Source organism: Pseudarthrobacter albicanus (genome assembly GCF_018224015.1).
GTDB lineage: Bacteria > Actinomycetota > Actinomycetes > Actinomycetales > Micrococcaceae > Arthrobacter > Arthrobacter albicanus.
The window spans coordinates 72,794-97,268 of the sequence record NZ_JAGPOT010000001.1 but is presented as its reverse complement, the minus strand read 5'-3'; the positions used below and the strand labels follow the sequence as shown (position 1 = coordinate 97,268).

General features: G+C 65.0%; 24 protein-coding genes. 7 read left to right on the top strand and 17 right to left on the bottom strand.

Annotated elements, in window-relative coordinates; genetic code table 11:
* Positions 1-16 precede the first annotated feature (16 nt).
* Both rplQ and J9611_RS00415 read left to right on the top strand, forming a co-directional pair.
* Positions 17-688: a 50S ribosomal protein L17, sunset domain variant gene (gene rplQ / locus J9611_RS00420; RefSeq protein ID WP_211876659.1), complete on the top strand. Its 672-nt coding sequence runs from the start codon at positions 17-19 to the stop codon at positions 686-688.
* Positions 689-721: 33 nt separating this feature from the next.
* On the top strand, positions 722-1,612 hold the full coding sequence (locus tag J9611_RS00415; RefSeq protein WP_211876657.1) for a tRNA pseudouridine synthase A: 891 nt from the start codon (positions 722-724) through the stop codon (positions 1,610-1,612).
* Positions 1,613-1,655: 43 nt separating this feature from the next.
* Here the strand turns inward: J9611_RS00415 and J9611_RS00410 are convergent, their stop codons facing one another.
* A complete protein-coding gene (locus J9611_RS00410; protein ID WP_211876655.1) occupies positions 1,656-3,341 on the bottom strand; it encodes a sensor histidine kinase in 1,686 nt (561 codons plus the stop codon).
* 209 nt (positions 3,342-3,550) lie between these two features.
* Between J9611_RS00410 and J9611_RS00405 the strand changes: the two genes are divergently transcribed.
* Positions 3,551-4,339: a response regulator transcription factor gene (locus J9611_RS00405; protein WP_211876653.1), complete on the top strand. Its 789-nt coding sequence runs from the start codon at positions 3,551-3,553 to the stop codon at positions 4,337-4,339.
* Here J9611_RS00405 and J9611_RS00400 read toward each other — a convergent pair.
* The 11 genes from J9611_RS00400 to J9611_RS00350 all read right to left on the bottom strand — a co-directional run bounded on the left by J9611_RS00400 (position 4,336) and on the right by J9611_RS00350 (position 13,481).
* Positions 4,336-4,728, bottom strand: coding sequence for an Hpt domain-containing protein (locus J9611_RS00400; RefSeq protein WP_211876651.1), 393 nt, complete (start codon positions 4,726-4,728; stop codon positions 4,336-4,338). The two genes, J9611_RS00405 and J9611_RS00400, sit on opposite strands and share 4 nt — an antisense overlap.
* Before the next feature lie 110 nt (positions 4,729-4,838).
* Positions 4,839-6,239, bottom strand: a complete 1,401-nt coding sequence (locus tag J9611_RS00395) for a pilus assembly protein TadG-related protein (protein WP_211876649.1) — start codon at positions 6,237-6,239, stop codon at positions 4,839-4,841.
* A gap of 53 nt (positions 6,240-6,292) precedes the next feature.
* On the bottom strand, positions 6,293-6,742 hold the full coding sequence (locus tag J9611_RS00390; RefSeq protein WP_211876648.1) for a TadE/TadG family type IV pilus assembly protein: 450 nt from the start codon (positions 6,740-6,742) through the stop codon (positions 6,293-6,295).
* Positions 6,743-6,744: 2 nt separating this feature from the next.
* Complete coding sequence (locus J9611_RS00385; RefSeq protein WP_211876647.1) at positions 6,745-7,635, bottom strand: type II secretion system F family protein; 891 nt, start codon at positions 7,633-7,635, stop codon at positions 6,745-6,747.
* 10 nt (positions 7,636-7,645) lie between these two features.
* Entirely contained in the window at positions 7,646-8,593 is a 948-nt protein-coding gene (locus J9611_RS00380) for a type II secretion system F family protein (protein ID WP_211876645.1), read from the bottom strand.
* A complete protein-coding gene (locus J9611_RS00375) occupies positions 8,590-10,032 on the bottom strand; it encodes a TadA family conjugal transfer-associated ATPase (protein ID WP_211876643.1) in 1,443 nt (480 codons plus the stop codon). Before J9611_RS00375 ends, J9611_RS00380 begins: the two co-directional genes overlap by 4 nt.
* Positions 10,029-11,225: a CpaE/TadZ family protein gene (locus tag J9611_RS00370; protein WP_211876640.1), complete on the bottom strand. Its 1,197-nt coding sequence runs from the start codon at positions 11,223-11,225 to the stop codon at positions 10,029-10,031. The genes J9611_RS00375 and J9611_RS00370 overlap by 4 nt, the downstream gene beginning before the upstream one ends.
* Entirely contained in the window at positions 11,222-11,971 is a 750-nt protein-coding gene (cpaB, locus tag J9611_RS00365) for a Flp pilus assembly protein CpaB (protein ID WP_307856989.1), read from the bottom strand. The genes J9611_RS00370 and cpaB overlap by 4 nt, the downstream gene beginning before the upstream one ends.
* A 60-nt stretch (positions 11,972-12,031) precedes the next feature.
* Positions 12,032-12,139, bottom strand: coding sequence for a Flp family type IVb pilin (locus J9611_RS00360; protein ID WP_211876638.1), 108 nt, complete (start codon positions 12,137-12,139; stop codon positions 12,032-12,034).
* A 213-nt stretch (positions 12,140-12,352) separates the two neighbouring features.
* Positions 12,353-12,544 carry a Flp family type IVb pilin gene (locus J9611_RS00355; protein WP_211876637.1) on the bottom strand — a complete coding sequence of 64 codons (192 nt, stop codon included), beginning with the start codon at positions 12,542-12,544 and terminating at the stop codon, positions 12,353-12,355.
* A 271-nt stretch (positions 12,545-12,815) separates the two neighbouring features.
* Complete coding sequence (locus J9611_RS00350) at positions 12,816-13,481, bottom strand: prepilin peptidase (protein WP_307856988.1); 666 nt, start codon at positions 13,479-13,481, stop codon at positions 12,816-12,818.
* Between the two features lie 295 nt (positions 13,482-13,776).
* On the opposite strand from J9611_RS00350, the gene rplM reads away from it, so the two are divergent.
* Both rplM and rpsI read left to right on the top strand, forming a co-directional pair.
* Positions 13,777-14,220 carry a 50S ribosomal protein L13 gene (gene rplM, locus J9611_RS00345; RefSeq protein ID WP_211876635.1) on the top strand — a complete coding sequence of 148 codons (444 nt, stop codon included), beginning with the start codon at positions 13,777-13,779 and terminating at the stop codon, positions 14,218-14,220.
* Positions 14,221-14,256: 36 nt separating this feature from the next.
* Complete coding sequence (gene rpsI, locus J9611_RS00340; protein WP_211876633.1) at positions 14,257-14,766, top strand: 30S ribosomal protein S9; 510 nt, start codon at positions 14,257-14,259, stop codon at positions 14,764-14,766.
* A gap of 109 nt (positions 14,767-14,875) precedes the next feature.
* Here rpsI and J9611_RS00335 read toward each other — a convergent pair whose 3' ends face one another.
* The 3 genes from J9611_RS00335 to J9611_RS00325 all read right to left on the bottom strand — a co-directional run bounded on the left by J9611_RS00335 (position 14,876) and on the right by J9611_RS00325 (position 18,950).
* Complete coding sequence (locus J9611_RS00335) at positions 14,876-15,670, bottom strand: glycosyltransferase family 87 protein (protein WP_211876632.1); 795 nt, start codon at positions 15,668-15,670, stop codon at positions 14,876-14,878.
* Positions 15,671-15,789: 119 nt separating this feature from the next.
* A complete protein-coding gene (locus J9611_RS00330; RefSeq protein ID WP_211876631.1) occupies positions 15,790-17,736 on the bottom strand; it encodes a glycosyltransferase family 39 protein in 1,947 nt (648 codons plus the stop codon).
* The gene (locus J9611_RS00325) at positions 17,733-18,950 is read right to left on the bottom strand and encodes a bifunctional glycosyltransferase family 2/GtrA family protein (RefSeq protein WP_307856987.1); all 1,218 of its coding nucleotides are present in this window, start codon (positions 18,948-18,950) and stop codon (positions 17,733-17,735) included. Before J9611_RS00325 ends, J9611_RS00330 begins: the two co-directional genes overlap by 4 nt.
* A gap of 239 nt (positions 18,951-19,189) precedes the next feature.
* Between J9611_RS00325 and glmM the strand changes: the two genes are divergently transcribed.
* On the top strand, positions 19,190-20,551 hold the full coding sequence (gene glmM / locus J9611_RS00320) for a phosphoglucosamine mutase (protein WP_211876629.1): 1,362 nt from the start codon (positions 19,190-19,192) through the stop codon (positions 20,549-20,551).
* A 34-nt stretch (positions 20,552-20,585) separates the two neighbouring features.
* Here glmM and J9611_RS00315 read toward each other — a convergent pair whose 3' ends face one another.
* Both J9611_RS00315 and coaA read right to left on the bottom strand, forming a co-directional pair.
* Positions 20,586-21,506 carry a M15 family metallopeptidase gene (locus J9611_RS00315; RefSeq protein ID WP_211876627.1) on the bottom strand — a complete coding sequence of 307 codons (921 nt, stop codon included), beginning with the start codon at positions 21,504-21,506 and terminating at the stop codon, positions 20,586-20,588.
* 5 nt (positions 21,507-21,511) lie between these two features.
* Positions 21,512-22,477 (bottom strand): type I pantothenate kinase, encoded by a 966-nt coding sequence (gene coaA / locus J9611_RS00310; RefSeq protein ID WP_211876625.1) that lies wholly within the window; start codon positions 22,475-22,477, stop codon positions 21,512-21,514.
* Positions 22,478-22,581: 104 nt separating this feature from the next.
* Between coaA and glmS the strand changes: the two genes are divergently transcribed.
* Positions 22,582-24,474 (top strand): glutamine--fructose-6-phosphate transaminase (isomerizing), encoded by a 1,893-nt coding sequence (glmS, locus tag J9611_RS00305; RefSeq protein WP_211876624.1) that lies wholly within the window; start codon positions 22,582-22,584, stop codon positions 24,472-24,474.
* The last annotated feature ends 1 nt before the right edge of the window (position 24,475 follow it).

Here is a 24,475-nt window from a genome sequence, read left to right as displayed (position 1 = left end):
ATGAGGAGAAACTATTATGCCTACCCCCGCTAAGGGTCCGCGCCTCGGAGGCGGAGCGGCTCACGAGCGACTTATGCTCGCGAACCTGTCCGCCGCACTGTTCGAGCACAAGCGGATCACCACCACGGTGACCAAGGCCAAGCGGCTGAAGCCGTACGCCGAGCGTCTGGTGACTTTCGCCAAGCGCGGCGACCTGTCTTCCCGCCGTCGTGTACTCGGCCTGATCAGCAACAAGGGCATCGTCCACGAGCTGTTCACCGACATTGCACAGGCAGTGGAGAACCGCAACGGTGGCTACACCCGCATCACCAAGATCGGCAACCGCAAGGGCGACAACGCTCCCATGGCTGTCATCGAACTGGTCCTTGAGCCGGTTTCCGCGAAGCAGGCCGTGGTAGCCGAGGCTACCCAGGCTGCCAAGCGCGACGCCGACAAGGCTGCGCCGGTTGCCGAGACCGAAGCTGCTGAAGCCAAGTTCGCCGGCTCGCACGCCGCTACCGAGGACAACGAGGCTCCCGAGGGCTTCGAGGTCAAGGGCAACGAGGACTCCATGAAGTACCACGTTCCCGGCTCGCGCTGGTACGACTCGACGATCGCTGAAGTCTGGTTCGACTCTGCTGAGTCTGCACAGGCTGCCGGCTTCGTTCCTGCCGGCGGCGACGCCGAGCAGGAAGTTGAAGCTGAGTAAGACTGGCCGTTTCGCCGCAGTAGACTTAAGTCTATGAACCACCAGAAACCCGCTGCCCCCGTCCTGGGGGGCGGCGGGTTTTTGCGTATCCGGCTTGATCTTGCGTACGACGGCGGCCCCTTCAGCGGCTGGGGCGTGCAGCCCGCGCTCCGCACCGTCCAGGGTGTCCTGGAGGAAGCGCTGGCGCTGCTGGTCCGCCGGCCGGTCCGCGTCACCGTGGCCGGCCGGACCGACGCCGGCGTGCACGCCCGCGGCCAGGTGGTCCATCTGGACCTGACCGAGGCGGAATGGCTGGGCTTGAACCGAGGGGTCGAGCTCGATCCGGCCGTGGCCCTGTTCCGCCGCCTCCGCGGCGCCCTGAGCCGGGGGCTGGGGGACCTTACCGGGGCTGTCGAGGTCCACAGGGTCGCACTGGCCCCTGTTGGCTTCGACGCCCGTTTTTCCGCCCTCTGGCGCCGCTACAGCTACCGGATCGCCGACGGCCCGGCACTGTGGGACCCGCTGGGCCGCGCCTTCACCCTCTGGCACAGGGAACCGCTCGACGTCGGGCTGCTGAACGAGGGCGCCGAGGAATTGCTCGGGCTCCAGGACTTCCGGTCCTACTGCAAGCCCCGCGAAGGCGCCACCACCATCCGGGAACTGCAGCGCTTTGAATTCGGCCGCGGTTCCGACGGCATCATTGTCGCCACCGTCCAGGCTGACGCCTTCTGCCACAACATGGTGCGCTCCCTCGTGGGGTCCGCCCTGTTCGTGGGCGCCGGCATCGAGGAGCCGGGGTGGCTGTACGAACGGCTGCTGGCGAAGAAGCGTGACGCCAGGTCCGTGCTCTCGGCACCCCATCCGCTGGTGCTCGAGGAGGTGGCCTATCCGTCGGATAACGAGCTGCTGGCCCGGGCCGAGCTGACCCGGGCCCTGCGCACCTAGGATCTCCGCAGCTCGGATCTCCGGCGGCCGGATGCCGGGGCGGCTAGAAGGCCGGCGGCGGGCCCTCGGCGGGAAGCTCCAGGGTGAACGTACTGCCACAGCCCGGCAGCGTGGTGCAGGAGATGGATCCGCCGTGGCCTTCCACGATGGCCTTGGTGATGGACAGCCCGAGGCCGGCCCCCGGAATCGAGCCCTCCCGGACGGCGGGACTCCGGAAAAACCGGGTAAACACGCGTCCGGCATCCGCGGCGGTCATGCCCATGCCGTCGTCCACCACCTGAAGCCGTACCCAGCCGTTCTCGGTGCTCGCCGAGATCCTGACGGAGCCGCCGTCGGGCGAATACTTGATGGCATTGGAGACCAGGTTGTCCAGGGCCTGGCTGATCCGAAGCGGATCCACATGGGCCCATAGCGGGGCAGGCACGTCCATGGAGAGGGCGACTTTCGATGACTCCGCATGGGCGTGCGCCGAGCCGAGGCTGGCCTCCACCAGGCTGGCCAGATCGGTCCGGCGGGGAAAGACGTGGACGGCCGAATTTGCGGACAGCAGCAGATCCGAGACGAGGGCCAGCAGCCGCTCGGCATTCCGTTGGGCCACCTCGATCCGGCGGAGGGCCGGGGCAGCCAGGTCCTCCGCGTCGCCGAGCACCAGGTCCAGGTTGCCGATGATCGAGGTCAGGGGCGTACGGAATTCGTGCGAGACGGTGGAGACCACGTCCTCCTTGGCCGCGAGGGCTTCGACCAGGCCGGTGACCTCGTTGAACACGATGACAGCCCCGCGGAAGCCGCCGTCGTCGTTCTTGAGCGGGCGTCCGCCCGTGGAAAGGACCCTGCCGGCGGGCGCCTCGCCAAAGTACACCAGATAGTCGGCAAAGGATTCGCCCTTCAGCGCGCGCCGGATGGGGCGCCGCCCGTGGGGGAGAGGCGTCTGCCCGTCCTGGCCGGTCAGTACCGGCACGTCCTCCGCAGCCTCCGGCGCGATGGTATCCGCCACGCCGGACCGTGCCGCGGAGGCCTCCAGCTGGGACTGCCAGCTGTTGGTCAGCAGCCGGTGCCCCTCGGCATCGACCGCCACGATGCCGACGTCGACCGTGTCCAGGATTGTGTTCAGCAGCCGCTCGCGATCCCGGCTGTCCGCGAGCAGGGCCTGCAGTTCGGTCTCCTTGGACGCCGTCCGCGACTGCTGGTTGCGCAGCTGGGCCCTGGCGGACCGCATGGCCAGGGACACGGCAAGCATCATCAGCGGCAGCAGGAGTACCCCGGCGAGCCGGACCTGCGCGGGCGCGGGACCGGGCGCGAAAACGTACGGCAGGCCGGCCAGCAGGGTGCCGGCGAAGCTCAACGAAATGCTCGCCCGGGACGACAGGCGGGAGGCCGAGATCCAGACCACGGGGAGGACCGACAACACACCTGGGTCCGGCAGGTTCTCAATGTTGGCAGCGCGGGTAAGGCCGATGACCAGGAGGTCCACGACGGGGACGATGAGCGGAGCCAGCGGGCCGAAGCGCTGCCAGGGGACGGTGAGGCAGGCCAGGAGGAGCACGGTGTGGAGGACCAGCGCCGACAGGAACAGGCTGCTGTCCAGAAGCTGGGGCCAGGCGCCGGGAGCGGCAAGATAGAGGCCGGCGATGATGAGGGTCAACGGAAGCTGGCACGCCACCACCCTCGCCTGCGGGACAAGGGCCCGGAAGCATCCGTCCGCATGACGGACCCACTGCTGTTCAGTCAACGAAGCCGCGCCCTTTCCTCCCGCTTCAATTTAACATCTCCCGTCACAGAGTATTGACACATGACTAAAGTTTTTGTGGCCCGGCCCGTGCCGCAACGGCATCTTCCCTCCGGCGTGGGTATTCTGACAGAGCCGCGCGGTCTGATGCCGGTCACAATACCCGCGCGTCCGCTATGTGTTGGGGAGCAGTGCCAGATGGGAGGGGGGCCATGAGCGAGCTCGGAGTCGCCGTCGTCGTTGAGGACGATGAGGACGTTCGTAACCTTGTTGAAGCCGTGTTGAGCCAGGCGGGCTTTGAAGTGCACACCGCCGCCGGCGGGCGGGAAGGGGTCGATGTGGTCCGCCGCCGGGAAGCCAGCGTCGTCACCCTGGACGTGGGCCTTCCCGATATTGACGGGTTCGAGGTCCTCCGCCGGATCCGGGGGTTCAGCGACGCCTACGTCGTGATGCTCACGGCGCGGACGGACGAGCTGGACACCCTGACGGCACTGCACACCGGTGCCGATGATTTCATGGCCAAACCGTTCCGGCCCCGCGAACTGCGTGCCCGGGTGGCCGCGATGATGCGGCGGCCAAGGCAGGAAGCCGTTGCCGGGAGCCCGACGCCGGGCCCCGGGACCGGCCCCGGGGCTGGCCCGGCGGGACGCGGGCCTGCGCTGCCCCCGGACCGGATGCTGCGCCACAACGGCCTCGCGCTGGATCCGGACACCCGCTCGGTCGCCCTTGACGGTGTGCCGGCCAGCCTGACCCGCAGCGAGTTCGATCTCCTTCTCGCACTGCTGAAGGCGGGCGGTGCTGTCCGCTCCAAGGCCGAGCTGGTCCGGGTGGCCCGGGGTCAGCACTACCGCGAGGATGCGTACATCAGCGAATCGGATGAACGCGCCGTCGAAGTGCACATCGGTAACCTCAGGCGGAAGCTGCGCGAGGATCCGCTGCAGCCGCGTTGGCTCCAGACCGTCCGTGGGGTGGGGTACCGGCTGGCACCCGGCCGGGATTAGCTTTCCCTGAAATCATGGCCGGCCTGCAGCTCGTCCATTGTTTCCCTGCCACGCTCTGCCACCTCGGGCAGGAACGACCGCGCGTGGTCCATGTCGCCGCCTCGGATGGCATCCTCAAGCTCGCCGGCGAGGCGGGCCAGGCAGAGGCCGCCGACCATCGCCGAGGATATTTTCAGGCTCAGTACGGCATCCAGGGATCCGGCTGCGTCACCGCGGTCAAGGGCCGCAGCCAGGGACCCGTAGCGCTGGTCCCACATCCTGGCGTAGTCCCTCGCGAAGTCCTTGGCCACGACGGGGTTGTCCAGTTGTGCCCCCAGCTCCTGGAGCGTTGCCGGGTCTACGAGGGGAGCGTCATGTCCATCGTCCGGGGCGGTGGCAAGAAATGACATGTGCCTACGCTATCGCCTGATCCCGCGGACCCACCGCACGCCGGGGGTTCCTGCGGAAACCTTGCGGTACTCCGCGAGAAGGCTGCGGCAGGCCTGCGAAGGGCAGGCCGTCATGACGGGATCCGGACCAGGCGGGAGTTCGGGCTGATCGCATTGATCGCTGAGACAAAGATCGGGCCGAGGTCCGTTCCGCTTGCGGCGCAGAAGAAGTAATCTCCGTCGGAGTTCTCCGCAGCTATCAGCGCCGGCGACGAACAATCGTTGCCGGCGGTGCTTGGTACCCCCGGAGCCTTGTCGGAGGCTGCGGCAGCGAGGACGTCCCGCACAAACTCGCCTGTGCCCCCACATCGTGCGAGGCTCAAGTTATAGCCGACGGTGACGATCAGGATTCTCCTTGCCTTGGCGTCGGCCGCGACGGCCTTCAGGTTATTGCACGCGATCACGCCATCTGAGTTCTTGATGTCCCCTGGCGTGCCGACGTCGGTGACGCCCGCGATGCCTGTCTCGTTCGGTTGGCCATCGGTCTCCAGGACAATGGCTTTGCGCGGAGTCCCCGAACGCGGCGGCAGGTCCCGCAGGTTGTTCGCATCCAGGCCCAGCAGATATCGGGCCGCGGCCTTCATGGGCGAGGCGAGGTACGTGCCGGTGCCCGAGTGCTGCAAGCATTGCACGCCCTGGACGAGGGGGCTGGCGTTGTTGAGCGCCGGCGGTGCACCTGTTGTGGTGTAGTCGTTGGAGAACGGGACGGGAATCCAAGGGCCACTCGTAGCGGAGCCCGAGGGGTCGGTGATACAGGCAGCGCTGGGCGTGTCACTGCTTCGGCCGATGGTGCCCAGGGCCACGTATTGTTGGTCCTTGGTCATGGTCTTGAGTGTGGTCTGAATCGCGGCTTTCAAATTGGTAAGGTCGTCGGTGCTCATACTGCTGGTGCGGTCAGCGATTATGGCGACATCCATGGGGTTCGGGGTCTGGGCGCCGCACGACCCCTTGCACGCATCGGAGGCGAGCGACCCGGTGTTTCCGGTGTTGATCCCGATCGCGGGCGCGAAGGCGAAGGGGACATCCTTGGCAGCGGTCACGGTGATCGTGTTGCAGGCGAGCCCGGCAGCCGGGGTACACGGGATCGCGCAGATCGTCTCGCTGCACTTGGCCCCGGTGACCGGTCCGGGGTCGCAGACGCTGGGGATCTGGCCGCTGAGCACGGTCTTGGCGGCCCCGGAGGACGCGACCACGCACCAGAAGGAGGCCGTGGGGTCCGCGGCAGGGTCGTTGGCCTTGGCAAACGCCACCGCAGCATTCCGGGCGGCGGTCGGATCGCTCGGGAGCGAGGCGGCACCGGCCAGCGCGGCAGCGTCCAGCGCGTTACTCAGGTGCTGGCGCTCGTAGACCAGCCGGCCGAAATCGACAGCCAGGGCCACAGACCCAAAAAGCACGGGAAGCAGCAGGGCAAAGATGACCGTCGCGGCCCCGCGCTCCCGGAAAGCACGGCTGTGCGGGTCCTTGCGGATCATTCGGTTCTCTTCCTTTTCGATGTGACGACGGCGGTCCCGGGTCGATCCTGGCGTTACGGAGTGCATGATCCTCCATTCTTTGCGCCGGACGTAGCAGTCACGGTGCCTTCCATCTTCATGACGGCTTTGGCCTCGAAGAAGCCGCCGAGTGCCCAGGAGTAGAAACCGGACAGGGACGACTGCGGATAGCGCAGACAGACAACCATGACGCCGGGAGCCCCTGCCGAGGAATCCACTTTGAACGCAGCCTGGAGCTTGGCATCGTCCAGCAGGCCCTTCGCCTGGCTGATGGACGTGAGGACGTCGCCTTGCGTTACGCCCTGCCGTGCGCCCTCCCGCGCCGCGCCCTGCAGGCTGATGTTTTGCCCCAACGCCATACCAAAGTCGATCACCCCAAAGACCAGGGACACGAGCAGGGGAACGATGAGGGCAAATTCAACAGCCGCGGCACCCCGCTGCCGATCATTCCGATTCGGTGGACTTCCAGCCGGAAACCTAAACATCTCTAGTACGCTCCCATCATGTTGTCCATCACATTGATGACGGCCGGCCCCATGATGACGATGAACAGGACGGGCAGGATGCAGAACATGAGGGGGAACAAGACCTTGACGGGCAGTTTCATTGCCTTCTCTTCGGCGCGTTGACGGCGCTTGACCCTCATCTGCTTTGCCTGGGTCCGAAGGACACTTCCCAGGGCGATACCGTAACTGTCCGCCTGCACCACGGACCGCACGAAGCTCCGCAGGTCCGGTGCATCGGACCTTTCGGCCAGGGCCAGGTAGGCATCCTTGCGGCTGCGCCCGACCTGCAGGTCCTGGAGCGTGCGGACGAGCTCCGCTGCGAGGGGGCCCGTACCGTTCTGACCCGCCCGGGCCATGGCGGCTTCGAATCCCAGGCCGGCCTCGACCGAAATCAGCATCTGGTCGAGGGTGTTGGGCAGTTCCATCTGGATGGCCTTCTGGCGCTCCGCGCCGCGGCCGTGGATCAGGATGTCCGGAACAAAGTACGCGAGCGGCGGCAGGAGGATCGTGAACAGAAGTACGACGCCGGTGGGCGACTTCGCAGCCAACAGGGCGCTGAAGAATGCCCCCACCAGGGCCAGGGCAGGCTTGGCGATCAGCAGGCGTTCGAGGGGCATGACTGCCGGCCGGCCCGCCCTGGCCAGCAGTTTGTCCAGCCACCCCGCGTACCCCTTGGGTGTCAGCCGGACGCCGAGGCGCGCGGCTCCGCGCGGCTCCGCGCCAGGGGTGCGTTCCTCCACGGAGCGCATTCCCCGGCCCAGGTTGCTGCGGACCGCGGCCAGGCCGCCGCGGTCGATTGAGATGAATGACCACACCATTGCGGAAATCGGAACGATGATGAGTCCGACCATCAGCCACGCGTGTACACTCACGGCGATCCTCCTAGAACTTGATCTTTACGACGCGGCTGAGCCACCAGGACCCGAGGGCCAGCAGCACCACTGAGATGCCGAGCATTGCCCAGCCAAGAAAATTCGAGTACAGGGCGCCCATGTAGGCCGGATTCGATGCGCTGAGATACAGGAACATGCCCACCGGCAGGGCAACCAGGATGTAAGCGGAAAGTTTGCCTTCAGCGCTCAGGGACTGGACCTGTCCCTTGACTTCGGAGCGTTCCCTGATGGTTTCACCGACGTGATCGAGAACCTCCGCCAGGTCCCCGCCCACCTCGCGGTGGATCTCGATCGCCTGGCCCGTCCAGTCGAAATCCTCGCTCTTGAGGCGTCTGGCAGCATCAAGCATCGAGTCCTTCAGGTCCCGCCCCAGCCGCGTTTCATTCACCAGCCGGGCGAATTCCTCGGACGTTGGCGATTCCGCCTCCTGGGCGACGGCATCGACGGACAGCAAGAGGCTGTGGCCGGCCCGCAGACCTCCGGCCAGGATCTGGAGCGTGTCCGCGAGCTGGTCCTCGAACTTCGCACGTCTGCGGTTGGTGAGGATCTTCAGGAAGAGCATCGCACCGAACGGCGTGAGCGCAAGGAACAGCAGAGCCGCGGCGACGCCGCCTAATAGGAACCCGACAATGCCCGCTGTGACGCCAACGCAGCAGATCAGAAGGATGAAATCAGCCTGCCGAAGACGTATTCCGGCCTGCTCCAGTGATTCCCTGGAACCAAATCTGGCGTTCCGGCCGACCTTTCGATCCACGAAGCCCACGGCGGAGTCGGCCACGCGGGTCAGAAGAGAAGGCTCATCCTTGATCCCCGGCCGGCGCCGGGACAAGGCGATTCCGGTCGTGCCGATGCCTATCGTCGAAAACAGCAGGATGCACAGGGCCACGACGCACAGGCCAACGCCCAGGGCGAAAAAGATAGGGCTTGTAGCAGTCACCGGTATCCACCGCCCGCGTGCAGGCCTCCGAAGACAGCCGGTGACACCTGGATGCCCAGCTCGGCAAAACGGTCGGCAAAGCGCGGCCTGACCCCGGTGGGTGTGGGACGTCCGAGGAACTTCCCGTCGGCATCCAGCCCGGCGCTGTAGTCGAAAGTGAACGCATCCTGGAGGGTGACGATATCCCCTTCCATCCCCTGGACCTCGGTGACGTGGGTGACCCGCCGGGTCCCGTCCCTGAGCCGGGAGATGTGCACGATGAGGTTGACCGCCGACGCAATCTGTTCGCGGATTGCGCGCAGCGGCAGGTCCATTCCGGCCATGAGCACCAAGGTTTCCAGCCGCGCTATGGCATCCCGGGGCGAATTGGCATGCACGGTGGAAATGGAACCGTCGTGTCCCGTGTTCATCGCCTGCAACATGTCCAGCGATTCACCGCCGCGGACTTCGCCGATGACAATCCGGTCAGGCCGCATGCGAAGCGAATTCCGGACCAGGTCCCGGATGGCGACCTCACCCTTGCCCTCAATATTGCGTGGCCGGCTTTCCAGCCGCACGACGTGCTCCTGCTGCAGCTGGAGTTCCACGGCGTCCTCGATGGTGACAATGCGTTCGTCGGCCGGAAGGAACGACGAGAGGACATTGAGCAGGGTCGTCTTTCCGGTGCCGGTGCCTCCGGATACCAGGATATTGAGCCTTGCCTGGACGCAGGCGTGAAGTAGTTCCGCCATTTCCGGTGTCAGCGTTCCGAAGGAGATCAGGTTGTCCACGGTCAAGGGCACCTGCCCGAACTTACGGATCGTGAGCGACGCCCCGTTCACTGCCAGCGGGGGAATGATCGCATTGACGCGCGATCCGTCGGAGAGCCGGGCATCAACCATGGGCGATGACTCGTCGATCCGCCGCCCGACCTTCGTGACGATCCGTTCGATGATCCGGCGCAGGTGGTCTTCCGAGCTGAACCTGGCATTGGTCAGGAACAGCTTGCCATCACGTTCCACGTACACCTTGTCCGGCCCGTTCACCATGATTTCCGTGACGGCAACCTCGTTTAGGAACTTTTGGAGTGGTCCGAGTCCCAGGACGTCGTCGATGATCTCCTGCACGAGCCGGTGCCGTTCGGGGGCGGTCAACGGTATTTCATCTTCGTCCACGATGGCCCGAAGCTCATCCTTGACATAGCTTTGCAGCTCTGCCTCGTCCAGGGATGCATCCGTGATGCGGCTGCCCATCCGTTCGTACAGGGCGGTGCCGGCGCGGTCCTTGATGGCATTCAAGGCTTCGCTGGCGTCGGTGCTGCGGGCCTTCGGTTCCGGTGCGAGGGACCGAACCCCGGCGGACTCTGCTCCACCGGCCCAGGGGCCGCTGGCGGCTCCTGGGCTTGGGGCCGCTCCGGTGTCGGCGCCGCGAAGAGATTCCAAACGCTTGGTGAGGTTCATTGGACCACTGCCCTTCTGTGAAGTTTCTTGTGGGGGCGGGACTCCCAATCGGCGCTGAACCGTTCCACAAGTTGGCGCAGTCCCTTTGTCACCGGATCCCTGGTGCCGTCCTGCAGCAGCGGAACGCCTTTGTTTGTGGAAAACGGCACGGCCCGCGACCGCGGCAGGACCACGTCCACCGGAGAACCGATGGTTGCCTCAACGTCCTGCAGCGTCAGCCCGGTCCGTCGATCGGCAAAATTGAGCACGAGGTGACGGTTCTCAGGCACAAGGTCGAGTTCGGCGAGGATGCCGAACCCCGTCCGAAGCCCGCGGATGCTGGGAATGTCCATGCCACAGATCCACACCGCGTCGGTGGCCAGTTCCAGCGTGGCCAGAACGTGCTCGCCCAGACCCGGCGCCGTGTCAACCACGACGTACTGGAATTCGTTGGAGAGCTGGCTGAGGAGGCGTCCTACCTGTTCGCCCGATATCTGGTCGGCGTCGGTCGGGCGCAGCGGGGCACAGAGCGCATAGATGCCGGATGGGTGCAACGTCAAATAGGACTTCAGCACCACGCTGTCCTGAACGGCGGCCCCGACCACCGCATCAGCGAGGGTTCTTTCCGGTTCCAGCATCAGCGCCGTAGCCACATCCCCGAACTGGAGGTCAAGGTCCACCACCACGACGCCCATGGGAGCTTCCTTGCCCAACCCCACGGCAAGGTTGGTGGTAATGGTTGTCTTGCCGACCCCGCCCTTGGGCGACATGACCGAGATAATGCGGCCACGCCGGGGCAACCCCTCGACCGAGCTGCCCAGCCCGCGACGCCGCCCCGCGGCTGCGAGACTGGCCCGTTCCAGCAACGACCGGATGGTGGCCACATCGGAACCTGGCTGGAGCAAATCCCTGATGCCGGCCCGCATCGCGGGCAGGGCAATCCCCTCTTCGCTTTCGGTAACCAGGACGACGCTGATTTCCGGATATTGGAGGTCGAAAAGGCTGGCGAGACGGATCGAGTCTTCCACTTGTAAACCGGGTCCCAGCAGGATGACTTCGACGGGGTCGCCGCTGAGTACCCTGAGCAGGTCGTCGGGACCCGGCGGGAGGTGGTCGGCCGCGATCGCGTGGAAGGTGCCGTGCAATCCGGATGCCGCCTGCCTCGCACGGCGTTCAAATCCTGGATCTGGGGTGATCAGTACGTAGCGGCTCATCGGTACAGTTCCGGCTTCTTGACCACAAGCGGGGAGCCTTCGGCGGCTGTTGAGGGTTCCTTGGTGAGCCACAGGCTTCCAAAGTGGGCACCAAAGGCGATCTTGGTGGAATCGGCGTCGTTCCGGGCGAACGTGACGATCAGCTGGCCGGTGGGCAGTTCCGTATTGGCTTGGGCGGCCGGGTCGCCGCCCGTCGATGCCTTGGCCGTGGACCGCTGGACGCTGGTCACCAGGACCTTGTGAAAGACCTGCTGGCCGGATTCGACGTCGGGGGAGTCCTTCAGTGCGCCCTTGTCGAAGAGGACGACGATGCCTACCGTGTCGCCGGCGGCGATGCGTCCGCCGACGACCCGCTGGGCCTCCAGCTGCACCGAGATCTCCTGCATTGCGTCGGGAACGGGGACGGACCCCGGCGCGGACAGGGTGTCCGGATCCGCCAGCCGGGCCCCGAGCAGCGGCTCCCCGGGCAGCAGATCTACAGCTGCTACCTTCGCATTGAGCCCGTCCAGGCTCTTGAGCGCTCCATTGGGGACCGAAGCCGAGGGAAGGGACGTTGATTTGACGGCGGATCTTATTTTTTCAAGATCGGATCCCCTCGGGATCTGCTCCTGGACTACGAGCACTTCAACGGGCTGCAGGTCCTGTTGGGCCCTGGCTTCGGATGCTTGAACGTATGAGACCAACAACAGCGTGCCGACAATAGCCAGCACAAATGCGACGATGCCTCCCAGCAGGCGAGTTTTCACTTTCTAGGCCTTTCTGTGATGGCTCAGGACTTGCGAGAGCCTGTTTTGAAAGTCGAATGCTTACGGCTCCGTGACGACGATGATCACGGCAATGAGCGCCACCAGGAGACCGTATTCGACGGCTGCCGCCCTCGCCTCGCTCGAGAGTTCCCTCGGCCGGCTTCCCACGCCCGGGAGTTCCCTCGGCCGGCTTCCCACGCCCGCCGCACGGCCGCTCCGGATTCCTTGAGACCCTGGCACCTTGAGACGTTGCACAACCCCTCCAGACTTGAGGCCTGGCACAACCCTGCTCATCGAAAAAGCCCAGGTGCGGAAGCGGTGACAGCGGAACTATCGCCCGGACTGCCGCCGCCCCGCCCCTGGGCATTCCCACTAGTTGAACTAGATGGCGTTCCTGATCGTGCTGAACGCGGTGAAGATCTGAGTGCCGAGGGTTGTGACAACGCCGACGATCACGGCGGCGATGAGTGCCACGAGCAGTCCGTATTCCACGGCCGTCGCGCCCTTTTCGGATTCGAATTTGTTCTTGACGCCAGAGACAAAAGCAAGCATTGAGACCATGAGACCAGTCATTTGAATTTCCTTTTCCGGAGTGTCGAATATTTGTTACGGAATTCCAGCAAATCCCCGTTTGCTATCCCCTGGAGTTCCGTTGGGACAACAATTGCACGGCGATTAACGGCCCGGCAATGAAACCGGATACTCGACTTTAGATACGGAAAATTTGTGGCACCACTTAGGCCAAAATGGTGATGTACTCAGTTGGCGCCGGGGTGCGGCGGCAAACTACTTGGTTTACTCAGCAGCCTTACTGATGCTTCCCACGCCGGGGCGCCTGGCCGGCCTAGTGCAGCAGCAGGATGACGGCCAGGCCGGCCGCCAGCATTGACGGTCCGTAGGCGACTTCCTTCGGCTTGTTTCCGCGGTTCTTCAGCACGAGGACCACGGAGACGATGCCGCCGGCAACGAAGCCTAGGGCTCCGCCGTAGAACAGCTGGGACCAGCCTAGGTAGCCCAAGTACAGGCCGAGGGGCGCGGCGAGCTTCACATCCCCCATTCCGAGGCCGTTTCTGCTGGTCAGGGCCAGGATGAGGTACAAAACGAACAATGTTACGGCGCCGGCGACGCCGCGGAGCAGGTTTCCAGCCTCGCCGGCTACTGCCGCGGGGAAGGATAAAAGGAGTAGTCCGGTACCCAGCAACGGGAGTACCAGCCGGTTCGGGAGCAGGTGGTGCAGGATGTCAATGCGGGCCAGCTGTACGCCGGTGACGGCCAGAACCAGGTAGGCCGGAAGCTCTGCAGAGGTACCGAAGCGCCATGCGAGGAGTGCCGAGAGTCCAAAGGCGGCGGCCGCCGTCGTGATTCTCAACCCTGGGCCGGACGAAACCGTCAGCCGGGGAAGCACCCGGGGGAGGAGGAATTCGACGAGCAGTGTGAGGCATAGGCCCAAGGCTCCGATTCCGGCAATGAATAGCAGCGAAGCGGAGCCGGCAGCGGCGGGATCGGACACGGTTCCTCCAGGGATGCGACGGGCCGGCGGCGGGCTGGATGCATCCGGACACCCCATTTTGACCCAGAGACCCGCCTTCGGCTATTCTTGGTAGTCGTTGTGCGTGTCCTTTCTCGATGATGCGTGCCCGCTTGGGAATCCGGTTGCAGGATGACTACTCAACGTGCACATTCGAGTCCTCAGGATGACTGGTTACATAGAGCCCTCACCTCTGTTCCGGTAGCGCATAGATAGTAGGTGCACCTCCGAGTGACGCCTAAAACAAGAACGCCAGAACAAGAACGAGGCAAACACCGTGCGTACGTACACCCCGAAGCCCGGCGATATCAACCGCCAGTGGCACGTCATTGACGCCACAGACGTTGTCCTTGGTCGTCTCGCGAGCCAGACCGCAATCCTGCTGCGCGGCAAGCACAAGGCCACCTTCGCGTCCCACATGGACATGGGCGACTTCGTCATCATCATCAACGCTGAAAAGGTTGCCCTCACCGGCGCCAAGCTGGAGCAGAAGCGCGCATACCGCCACTCCGGTTACCCGGGCGGCCTGACCTCCATGAACTACGCGGAGCTGCTGGAATCCAACCCGGTCCGCGCTGTCGAGAAGGCCATCAAGGGCATGCTGCCGAAGAACTCCCTCGCTGCACAGCAGCTGGGCAAGCTGAAGGTATACCGGGGTGCCGAGCACCCCCACGCCGCCCAGCAGCCCAAGACTTTTGAAATCACCCAGGTCGCCCAGTAGTCCTGGCCACCAACCAACTTTTAATCAAGGAGAATCGTGGCTCAGAACGAAGAACTGACCACCGAGGCCATTCCGGCTGAGGAAAACCTGACCAGCTACACCTCGGAAAGCGGTCCTGCGGAAGCAGAAGCGCCCAAGAAGGAACGCCCGGCCCTGACCGTCGCCGGCGCAGCAGTTGGCCGCCGCAAGGAAGCCGTCGCCCGTGTTCGCATTGTGCCCGGCACCGGCAAGTGGACCATCAACGGCCGCGAGCTGGCGAACTACTTCCCGAACAAGCTGCACCAGCAGGACGTCAACGAGCCCTTCAAGATCCTCGATCTTGACGGCGCCTACGACGTCATTGCCCGCATCCACGGTGGCGGCATTTCCGGCCAGGCCGGTGCCCTGCGCCTCGGCATCGCCCGTTCGCTGAACGAGATTGACACCGAGAACAACCGCGCCACACTGAAGAAGGCCGGTTACCTCCGCCGTGACGCCCGCGTCATCGAGCGCAAGAAGGCCGGTCTCAAGAAGGCCCGTAAGGCTCAGCAGTACTCCAAGCGCTAAAAAGCGCCTTCCCAAGCGCTAAACCCCCTTACCCGGAAGCCCGTCCCGCCATCTCTGGCTGGACGGGCTTCCGTTGTTTATGCGTGCAGACCAAGTGACGTTTTGGTAGTCAGGGCTTCCTCGCCAATACCGCTTTATCGGGCAACGGGGAACTGGAAGTGACTGCGTTTTGCGCAGCCAGCCTTCCAAGTCTGGGGATTGCGGCCAATATCGTTAGCGGTATGAGACCGACGAGCACCGGGGAAGCCAGGACCATGGCGGGAGCGACCAGCCAGGGCCATTGCTTTCGCGCTCCGATTACCACTAAAACAACGGCGAGGAAGCAACGCAGCAGAAAACTGGTTCGGCTGTCCGGTGTCCCGTCCCTATTTTCGAGTAAGAACTGCAGCCAAGCATGCCACTGCGTGGGGTCCAGAGCGTACGAGACGATGACGACAATAGCCAGCCCGCCAACACCTTGCAGTAGTCGCCCCCACTCGCCGCGCACGGCAAACCACAGAAGTCCGACTCCAGCTGTGATCTTTGTCAGGATTGGAAACGACCACGCGGCAGGCTTTTGCATGCCGATCACAGCGGCGCCGGCAAGCAATATATAGATGTTGCCGACCACGAGTTCCGGCGTGCAGAGTAGAAAAACTGGAACGAACCATCTGGTTCGCAGCGGTTTTAATAGCCAGAGGAGGACCGCTGCCTCCAGGCAGATCCACATCGGCAGGAAAAGCAGCCAAGGGAGCATGGCGAGGGGCAGGATCACGGTAAGGAAAGCCGGCGAGTAGAGGTATGCATCTTGCTGGCCGGGCACTCTGTCATACACCAGTTCGCCCTGGCCGGCGAGCCAATAAGCATGGGCGTCTTGCCCTAGTGCATTGTCGAGGAATGCAGCCTTAATGGCCACGTATGCCATGACTAATCCCCAGAGCCAAAACAGGATGACTGCCGCCCGGGCCACCAGAGGAAACTTATTAGCGAAATTTATCCGATTCGCGGGCGGGGCAGAATAATTCGACATGCTCATATCTCTCTCTAGTCGGCTAACCGGAAGTACTGTGCCTCGCCAATGCGCTCAGCGGTGAAGCCTGCCCTCACCCATTCGACGATTCGGGCGGACTCGCCCCGGCCTTCCAAGGTCAACGGCGGAAGATTCTGGATCACGATGGAGCCCACCCGGCCCTGTTCCACGAGGACCTTGAACTGCTCCAGCGATGGAAACGGGTCCGTGCCGTCGAAGCCCCCGAGCGGCAGCACCGCCCGGCCGGACTCCAGCTGGTAATTGGCCGCCGTTTCGGACCCGACGACGGCAGCCGCCCACGTCGTTGACGACGGTTGACTGCGCAACCTCTCAAGTACGACGGGCGACGGCAGGTCGCCGAACATAACCGCCTGGTAGCTCGGGGGCATGTCGGCATACGGGCGGGTGCGGTCGTCCGTGCGAGCGCCAAGGATGCTGGGGCCGCCGATTACGCCGGCCCCGATATGAGGGCTCAGAACCGTGTTCAGCGACCACAGAAGGGGGCCAAAAAACAGTGTGGCAACCAGGATCCCGCCGGTGGCCCGCGCCACTATGGGATTTGGTGCCCGTAGAAGGACTCCGGCGATGGCAACACCCCAAATTACCAGCATGGCCTGGGGTAGACCCGGAAAATCCGCCGTGGAGCGGGAAACAGTGATGAAGGCAAAGATCATGCTTGCGGTCAAGATGATGGCGGCGAAAAGACGTGTGCGGGATTCGCGGAGCCTACGCAGGAAATACACCAGGGCAACCGCCGCCAGGGCGCACAGGGGCGGTACAGCGGTCAGGATGTAGTAAGGGTGCACGATGCCTGACATGAAGGCGACCACCGTCATGGCGCCCGCGAACCAGACGCAGCAGAGCAGGAGAAGGGCCCGTGCCGCCCGGGGAGCCTGGCGCCGCCACACCCACCAGATGCCCAGGCAAAGACCCGCTACGGCCAACGGGAGGAACCACCCGCTCTGCCCGGAGAATTGTGGCTGCAGGAATCGCTGGAAGCCGCTATCGAGTTGGTCAGCCGACCCGGCGACGCCGGCGCCCATTGTCCGGGTGGCGTCTTCCCCGGTAAGACGGTCCAGCCCGTTGTAGCCCAAAGTGAGCTCTATGACGCTGTTGGTCCGGGAGCCCCCTATGAACGGCCGTTGGGACGGGTCGGTGAGCTGGACCAACAAGAACCACCACCCGGCCGCGACGGCGGCTGCGGCGAGCGACGCTAAGAGATGCAAAAACTTTTTCAACGCTGAGGTTTGGGCGAACACGAAATAGGCCAGCGCGATGGAGGGCAGAAGCAGCAAGACCTGGAGCTGCTTGGTGAGGAGTGCGGCGCCCGTCAGCAACCCGGCCACGAGTAGCCAGCGAAGCTTGCCGCGATCCAAGGATTCCAGGGTGCAGTAGGCAATCCCGATCATGAGCAGCGTCAGGAGTGCATCGGGGTTGTTGTAACGGAACATGACCGTGGCCACGGGAATGACCGCCAGGAATGCTCCGGCAAGGAGTCCGGTCGTGGCATCGAGCCGTTTTCGGACCATGCGGTACAGCAGATAGACACAGCTGACGCCCATGGCGGCCTGCGGGAGGAGCACGCTCCACGGGTTCAGGCCGAACATGCGGACCGACAACGACATCACCCAGATGCTGAGAGGGGGCTTGTCCACGGCGATGGCGTTGCCGGGATCGGAGGATCCGAACAAGAAGGCGGTCCAGTCCTGGGAACCTGACATCGCTGCCGCGGAATAGAACGAGTTGGCCCACCCGTTGCGATCCAGCCCCCAGGTGTAGAGCAGCGTTGTGAAAGCCAGCAGGATCACCAGCGCCGGCCGTTCCCAGGCCGGATCCGCCGACGGACCCCGCAGGAATCCAGGGACGCGCCGTGGCGTCCACCGTCGGCGTGCCGCACGGCGGCCCGCCGTAGCGCCGTCGCGCCGCGCTGAATCGCTGGTGCGGGCTGCCGTGGTACTCACAGCGCCGGCTCTTCCACGGGCCTGGGCGTGCGCCCGGCGACGCGGTCATCCTCGCCCCGCACCCGGAAGACCCAGAGACGCAGCAGGACGAACCGGAGAAGGGTTGCCAGAATGTTGGCTCCCGTCAGGACGAGCAACTCGTGGCTGGGAGGGGCATCGACATTGACAGCGTGGAGAACTCCCAGTGAGGACGAGGTGATGATCCAGGCCAGCAGGAAGACCATGAGCCCTTGGAACTGTTGGGTGAAAAGCCTCACCGGGCCGCTGATGCCAAAGGTGAACCGGCGGTTGGCTGCGGTGTTTCCGACGGCGGTGAGAAGCAGCGCCAGGAAGTTCGCCGGCTGTGCCCCGAATGGTGCCTGCAGGATCAGATACAGCAAAGCAAAGGCGATGGTGGAAGCCGCGCCGACCAACCCGAACCGGAGCACCTGGCCGAAGAAGCTCGGCCGCCCGGGAGGGATGATGGGCCTGCGGCCCAACTCGGCATAAATCGCCTGGACCGGAATGGTCCCCTTCAACAGCGAGACCGCCACGCGTACCAGGCCACGGAGATCATCCAACGCTGTCTGTCGGATATTGACTCTGCTGTCCGGGTCATCGACCCAGTCCACGGGAATTTCGTGGATGCGCAGGCCGGAGCGCTCAGCGATGATCAGCAATTCCGTGTCGAAGAACCAGCCGTTGTCCTCAACATGGGGGAGAAGCCTCGTGGCCACATCGGCGCGGATAGCCTTGAACCCGCATTGGGCGTCCGAGAACTTTACCTGCATGGTCCGTTTGAGGAGGTAATTGTAGGACCGCGAAATGAACTCCCGCCTTGGACCGCGGCTGACCCGGGAACTCTGCCCAAGCCTGGTCCCGATGGAAATATCCGAATGGCCGGAAAGCAGCGGAGCCACCAGCGGCGGCAGCGCGGCGAGATCCGTCGAGAGGTCCACGTCCAGGTAGGCCAGGACTTTGGCGGTGGAGGCCCCCCAGGCATCCCGCAAAGCGAAGCCGCGCCCTTTGACCTCAAGCCTGCGGTAAACCACGTTGGGCAATTGTGCGGCCAACCGCGTGGCGATAACGGCCGTATTATCGGTGCTGGCATTGTCGGCGATGGTGATTTGCCATGTTGCAGGCATTTCCTGGACCAAATAATTTTCGAGTGTTCTGATGCTGTTTTCGAGTACCTTTTGTTCATTAAAGACCGGTACAACGATTTCGAGCGCCAAGCCCCCAGAGCTAGCTGTCATGAACGGAAGCATAAGTGGATATCTCGCTGGCACGCGAGGTTTTTTGGGAAAGTAGAGTACTCAAACGCATAAACCAAGTAGTCCACCGTCGATTTGTGACGGAGCAGGGCCACTTGACCTGCGCACGCTGGTCATCGGACGGGGATCTGCCGGTCCGGCCCCCGTGCAGCGGGGCCGAAGTGCCGGACTTCTCCAGCCCGTCGACTAAACTTGACCCGATGTCTAGATTATTTGGAACAGATGGTGTCCGGGGTTTGGCCAATGGCCTGCTGACCGCCGAACTGGCGTTGCAGCTGGCCCAGGCCGCTGCCGTCGTGCTTGGCCACGCCCGCAATACGAGCGGAACCCGGCCACGCGCCGTGGTGGCCCGTGATCCGCGCGCCAGCGGCGAATTCATTGGCGCCGCGGTTGAAGCCGGGCTGGCCAGCTCCGGGATCGACGTGTACGACGCCGGAGTGCTCCCCACGCCTGCCGCGGCCTACCTGGTGGCAGACCTGGACGCGGACTTTGGCGTGATGATCTCTGCCTCGCACAATCCTGCACCGGACAATGGCATCAAGTTCTTTGCCCGCGGCGGCCAGAAGCTCCCCGACGACGTCGAAAACGCCATCGAGGAACAGATGGGGAAGGAAGCGTTCCGTCCCGTGGGCGGCGAAGTGGGGCGCATCCAGCGCTTCTCCGATGCCGAGGACCGTTACATTGTGCATCTGCTCGGGACGCTCCCGCACCGCCTGGATGGCCTCAAGGTGGTCCTGGACTGCGCCCATGGTGCGGCCAGCGGCTGTTCCCCGCAGGTGTTCAAGGATGCGGGCGCGGACGTGGTGATCATTGGTGCCGAACCGGACGGCCTGAACATCAACGACGGCGTCGGCTCCACCCACCTGGGTCCGCTCAAGAGTGCCGTCCTGGCGCATGGCGCGGATCTGGGCATCGCGCACGACGGCGACGCCGACCGCTGCCTGGCCGTGGACCACGAAGGCAACGAGGTGGACGGCGATGAAATCATGGCGATCCTCGCTGTGGCGCTGAAGGCAGCGGGGAAGCTTAAGGACGACGTCCTGGTGGCTACGGTGATGAGCAACCTCGGATTGAAGATCGCGCTGCGCGATGCCGGCATCAGCCTGCGCGAAACCGGAGTGGGTGACCGCTACGTCCTGGAGGAAATGCGCGACGGCGGCTTCAACCTCGGCGGCGAGCAGTCCGGCCACGTGATCTTTGCCGACCACGCCACGACGGGCGACGGCGTGCTGACGGGGCTGCAGCTCGCAGCCCAGGTGGCCCTCACCGGGCGGCCCCTCAAGGAGCTCGCCACGGTGATGACCAAGCTTCCGCAGGTCCTGATCAACGTCAAGGGGGTTGACCGCACCCGCGTCAACGGCGACGAAGCCGTCGCCGCGGCGGTGGCGGCTGCCGAAGCCGAGCTGGGCGAGACCGGACGGGTCCTGCTGCGCCCGTCCGGAACCGAACCCGTGGTCCGGGTGATGGTCGAGGCCGCGGAGCAGGCCACGGCCCAGGACGTTGCCGAACGCCTGGCGCAGGTTGTGCGGACCGAACTCGCCCTGGCGCTCGTCGCCGACTGACGTAGGGCCGCGCCGCAACCGCCGGACCGCAGCCTCAGAGGTACCCCGGCGCGGCTTCCAGGCCGAAGTACTCCTCGAGGGTCGCGATTCCGCGGTTCGCCATGTCCGTTGCCGCCTCCACCCCGATGTAGCGCAGGTGCCACGGCTCGTAGTAGTACCCGGTAATTCCCTCGAACGTCGGGGGATAGCGGACGACGAAGCCGAAGCGGCGGGCGTTGTCCCGGGCCCAGGGGGCCGCGGGCTGTTCGGCGAAGCAGGGCTGGAAGCTGCAGGCCCCGCCGCCGTCGCCGATGTCGAAGGCCCATCCCGTCTGATGCTCGGAATAGCCCGGCCGGGCGGACGCGGTGTCCGCGTCGGCCTGTCCCCGCGTTTTCACATAGCCGCCATACGTCGCCGTCTGGGTCGCGAAGGAACGGTATCCGCTGGCCAGGGTCAGGACGACGCCGTCGGCCGCCGCCGCCGCGAACAGCCGCTCCGCCGCTGCCGCCGTCGTGCTGTTCAGCAACGCCGCTTCGCCCGAGACGGCCAGGCGCACCGCCGGCCGGACAAGATCGGCCGGGACATAATCAGCGGGGGAGAGCGGGCGGTGCTTGTTGACCACCACCCACGGGCTCGCCGGGTCGCTGAGGGAATGCTGTACGCCCGGCGCCGCGGCCGACGGCGCGGATCCTGGCGGGGTTACCGGCACGGGTGCCGGCGTCGTGCCTTCGGAGGGCGGCGTCGTTCCTTCGGCGGGCGCCGCCGGTGACGGCGGCACGGTCCCGGCGGAGGGGGGCGGCGTTCCGGCGGCCGGCGACGGCAGGCCGCCCGGTTCGGGGGAGCAGCCCGCCAAAGGCACGACGCCGAGGGCGAGGCCGGACCCGGCCATCAGGAGGCGGCTGAAGGCCCTCCGGCTCGGGGCCTCCGGGCGGGGTCCCTGCTCCGCTTCCACGTCACCGCCGCGCTCGTGGCGCATCGGTGTCAGACCTTCCTCAGCAGCATGCGGCGGATGGAATGGTCCGCATCCTTGGTCAGGACCAGCTGCGCGCGGCCCCGGGTGGGAAGGACGTTCTCCTCCAGGTTCGGCTCATTGATGCGCTTCCAGATGTCGCGGGCGGTCTGCTCCGCCTCGGAGTCGGACAGCGTGGCATACCGGTGGAAATAGGACTCCGGCTGCGCGAACGCCGTGCTCCGCAGCTTGCGGAAGCGGTCCACGTACCACTCCTCGATATAGGACGTCTTGGCGTCGACATAAATGGAGAAGTCAAAGAAATCACTCAGCGCCAGGCCCTGGCGGCCGTCCTGCCGCGGCCGGGCCGGCGCCAGGACGTTCAGCCCCTCGACGATCAGCACATCGGGGCGGCGCACCACCACTTCCCGGCCGGGGACGATGTCGTACGTCACGTGCGAGTACCACGGGGCCCGGACTTCTTCCGCGCCGCTCTTGATTTCGCTCACGAAGCGCAGCAGGGCCCTGCGGTCATACGACTCCGGAAAGCCTTTGCGTTCCAGCAGCTGGCGGCGCTGCAGCTCGGCCAGCGGATACAGGAACCCGTCCGTGGTGATGAGTTCGACGTTGGGGGTGCCGGGCCAGCGCCGGAGCATTTCCCGGAGCACGCGGGCGATGGTCGACTTGCCCACCGCCACGGAGCCTGCCACGCCGATCACGAAGGGCGTGCGCTGGGTCCGCTCGCCGAGGAAGGTCGTGGTGGCCGCGTGCAACTGGCCCGCCGCCTCCACATAGAGGTGCAGAAGCCGGGAGAGGGGCAGGTAGACCTCGCTGACCTCCTTCATGTCGAGGGGGTCGCCGAGGCCGCGCAGGCGGAGCACGTCCTCTTCATTGAGGGGCTGCTCCATCTGGGCGGCGAGCCGGGACCAGGTCTGCCGGTCCAGCTCCACGAACGGGGAGACGCCGTCGCCGTTCGCTTCATTGCGTTGCAAAGTCACCCTAGAGATTCTGCCCTTGACGGGGCCGAGAGCGAAATGGACAGGCCCGTCATGCCGGGCTGGTCCTACGTTCTCTGTCCGGGAAACCCGCTAGGCTGGTCCCCATGTGTGGAATCGTTGGATATGTGGGCCACTCAGCTGGCCGGGTAAATACTGGACACAATGCTCTGGACGTTGTCCTCGAAGGACTGCGGCGCCTGGAGTACCGCGGCTACGACTCGGCGGGGATCGCGGTCGTGTCGGACGGGACCATTTCGTCCCGCAAGAAGTCAGGCAAACTGGCCAACCTGATCGCCGAGCTGGAGGCCAGCCCGCTGCCTGAAGCCTTGACCGGCATCGGCCACACCCGCTGGGCAACCCACGGCGGCCCCACGGACCAGAACGCGCACCCGCACCTGGCCGACGGCGGCAAGCTGGCGCTGATCCACAACGGCATCATCGAAAACTTTGCCGAACTCAAGCTGGAGCTCGTGGGCAAGGGTGTGACGTTCCTCTCCGAGACGGACACCGAGGTGGCCGCCGCCCTGCTGGCCGACATCTACCGGAACCAGCTCGGCGGCGGGGACTCTGACGGCGGACTGACAAGGGCCATGCAGCTAGCCTGCCAGCGCCTCGACGGCGCCTTCACCCTGCTCGCCGTGCACGCCGACCAGCCCGACGTCGTCGTGGCCGCCCGCCGCAACTCCCCGCTCGTCGTCGGCCTCGGCGACGGCGAGAACTTCCTGGGCTCCGACGTCTCCGGATTCATCGACTACACGCGGCGCGCCGTCGAGCTCGGCCAGGACCAGATCGTCACCATCACCGCCGATTCGGTGGAGATCACGGACTTCTACGGTGCCCCGGCCGAAGGCAAGGAATACAAGGTTGACTGGGACCCGGCCTCGGCGGAAAAGGGCGGCTTCCCGTCCTTCATGGAAAAGGAAATCCACGACCAGCCGGACGCCGTGCTGCAGACTCTGCTGGGCCGCTCCGATATCCACGGCAAGCTGACGCTGGACGAAGTCCGCATCGACCCGCAGCTGCTCAAGAGCGTCGACAAGATCATTGTCCTGGCCTGCGGCACTTCCGCCTACGCCGGGCAGGTCGCGAAGTACGCGATCGAGCACTGGTGCCGGATCCCCACCGAGGTGGAACTCTCGCACGAATTCCGCTACCGGGATCCGATCGTCGACGAGAACACCCTGATCGTCTCCATCTCCCAGTCCGGCGAGACCATGGACACGCTCATGGCCGTCCGCTACGCCAAGGAACAAGGCGCCAAGACGGTCTCCATCTGCAACACCAACGGGTCCACCATCCCGCGTGAATCGGATGCCGTCCTCTACACGCACGCCGGACCGGAAATCGCCGTCGCCTCCACCAAGGCGTTCCTTGCACAGATCACGGCCGCCTACCTGCTGGGCCTGTATCTGGCACAGTTGCGCGGCAGCAAGTTCCAAGGCGAGATCAAGGACATCCTGGCCGACCTCCGAAAGATCCCGGCCAAGATCCAGCGGATCCTCGACAACGAGGGCGAGATCAAGGAGCTGGGCCGGTCCATGGCCGACGCCAAGTCCGTGCTGTTCCTGGGCCGCCACGTCGGCTTCCCGGTGGCCATGGAAGGCGCGCTCAAGCTCAAGGAGCTCGCGTACATCCACGCCGAAGGCTTCGCCGCCGGCGAGCTCAAGCACGGCCCGATCGCGCTGATCGAAGAGGGCCAGCCGGTCTTCGTGGTGGTCCCGTCACCCCGCGGGCGGGATTCGCTGCACGCCAAGGTGGTCTCCAATATCCAGGAAGTCCGGGCGCGCGGCGCCAAGACCATCGTGATCGCCGAAGAAGGCGACGAGGCCGTCAAGGCGTACGCCGAGCACGTCTTCTACATCCCGGAGACCCCGACCCTCCTGGCCCCGCTGCTCAGCACGGTCCCGCTGCAGATCTTCGCCCTCGCCCTCGCCTCCGCCAAGGGATACGACGTGGACCAGCCACGCAACCTGGCCAAGAGCGTCACCGTAGAATAGC

Coding starts and splice junctions, on each gene's coding strand:
- rplQ (WP_211876659.1), top strand. CDS start 17: ATGCCTACCCCCGCTAAGGGTCCGCGCCTCGGAGGCGGAGCGGCTCAC.
- J9611_RS00415 (WP_211876657.1), top strand. CDS start 722: ATGAACCACCAGAAACCCGCTGCCCCCGTCCTGGGGGGCGGCGGGTTT.
- J9611_RS00405 (WP_211876653.1), top strand. CDS start 3,551: ATGAGCGAGCTCGGAGTCGCCGTCGTCGTTGAGGACGATGAGGACGTT.
- J9611_RS00400 (WP_211876651.1), bottom strand. CDS start 4,728: ATGTCATTTCTTGCCACCGCCCCGGACGATGGACATGACGCTCCCCTC.
- J9611_RS00395 (WP_211876649.1), bottom strand. CDS start 6,239: ATGATCCGCAAGGACCCGCACAGCCGTGCTTTCCGGGAGCGCGGGGCC.
- J9611_RS00390 (WP_211876648.1), bottom strand. CDS start 6,742: ATGTTTAGGTTTCCGGCTGGAAGTCCACCGAATCGGAATGATCGGCAG.
- J9611_RS00375 (WP_211876643.1), bottom strand. CDS start 10,032: ATGAACCTCACCAAGCGTTTGGAATCTCTTCGCGGCGCCGACACCGGA.
- J9611_RS00370 (WP_211876640.1), bottom strand. CDS start 11,225: ATGAGCCGCTACGTACTGATCACCCCAGATCCAGGATTTGAACGCCGT.
- J9611_RS00355 (WP_211876637.1), bottom strand. CDS start 12,544: ATGACTGGTCTCATGGTCTCAATGCTTGCTTTTGTCTCTGGCGTCAAG.
- J9611_RS00335 (WP_211876632.1), bottom strand. CDS start 15,670: ATGGCATACGTGGCCATTAAGGCTGCATTCCTCGACAATGCACTAGGG.
- glmM (WP_211876629.1), top strand. CDS start 19,190: ATGTCTAGATTATTTGGAACAGATGGTGTCCGGGGTTTGGCCAATGGC.
- J9611_RS00315 (WP_211876627.1), bottom strand. CDS start 21,506: ATGCGCCACGAGCGCGGCGGTGACGTGGAAGCGGAGCAGGGACCCCGC.
- glmS (WP_211876624.1), top strand. CDS start 22,582: ATGTGTGGAATCGTTGGATATGTGGGCCACTCAGCTGGCCGGGTAAAT.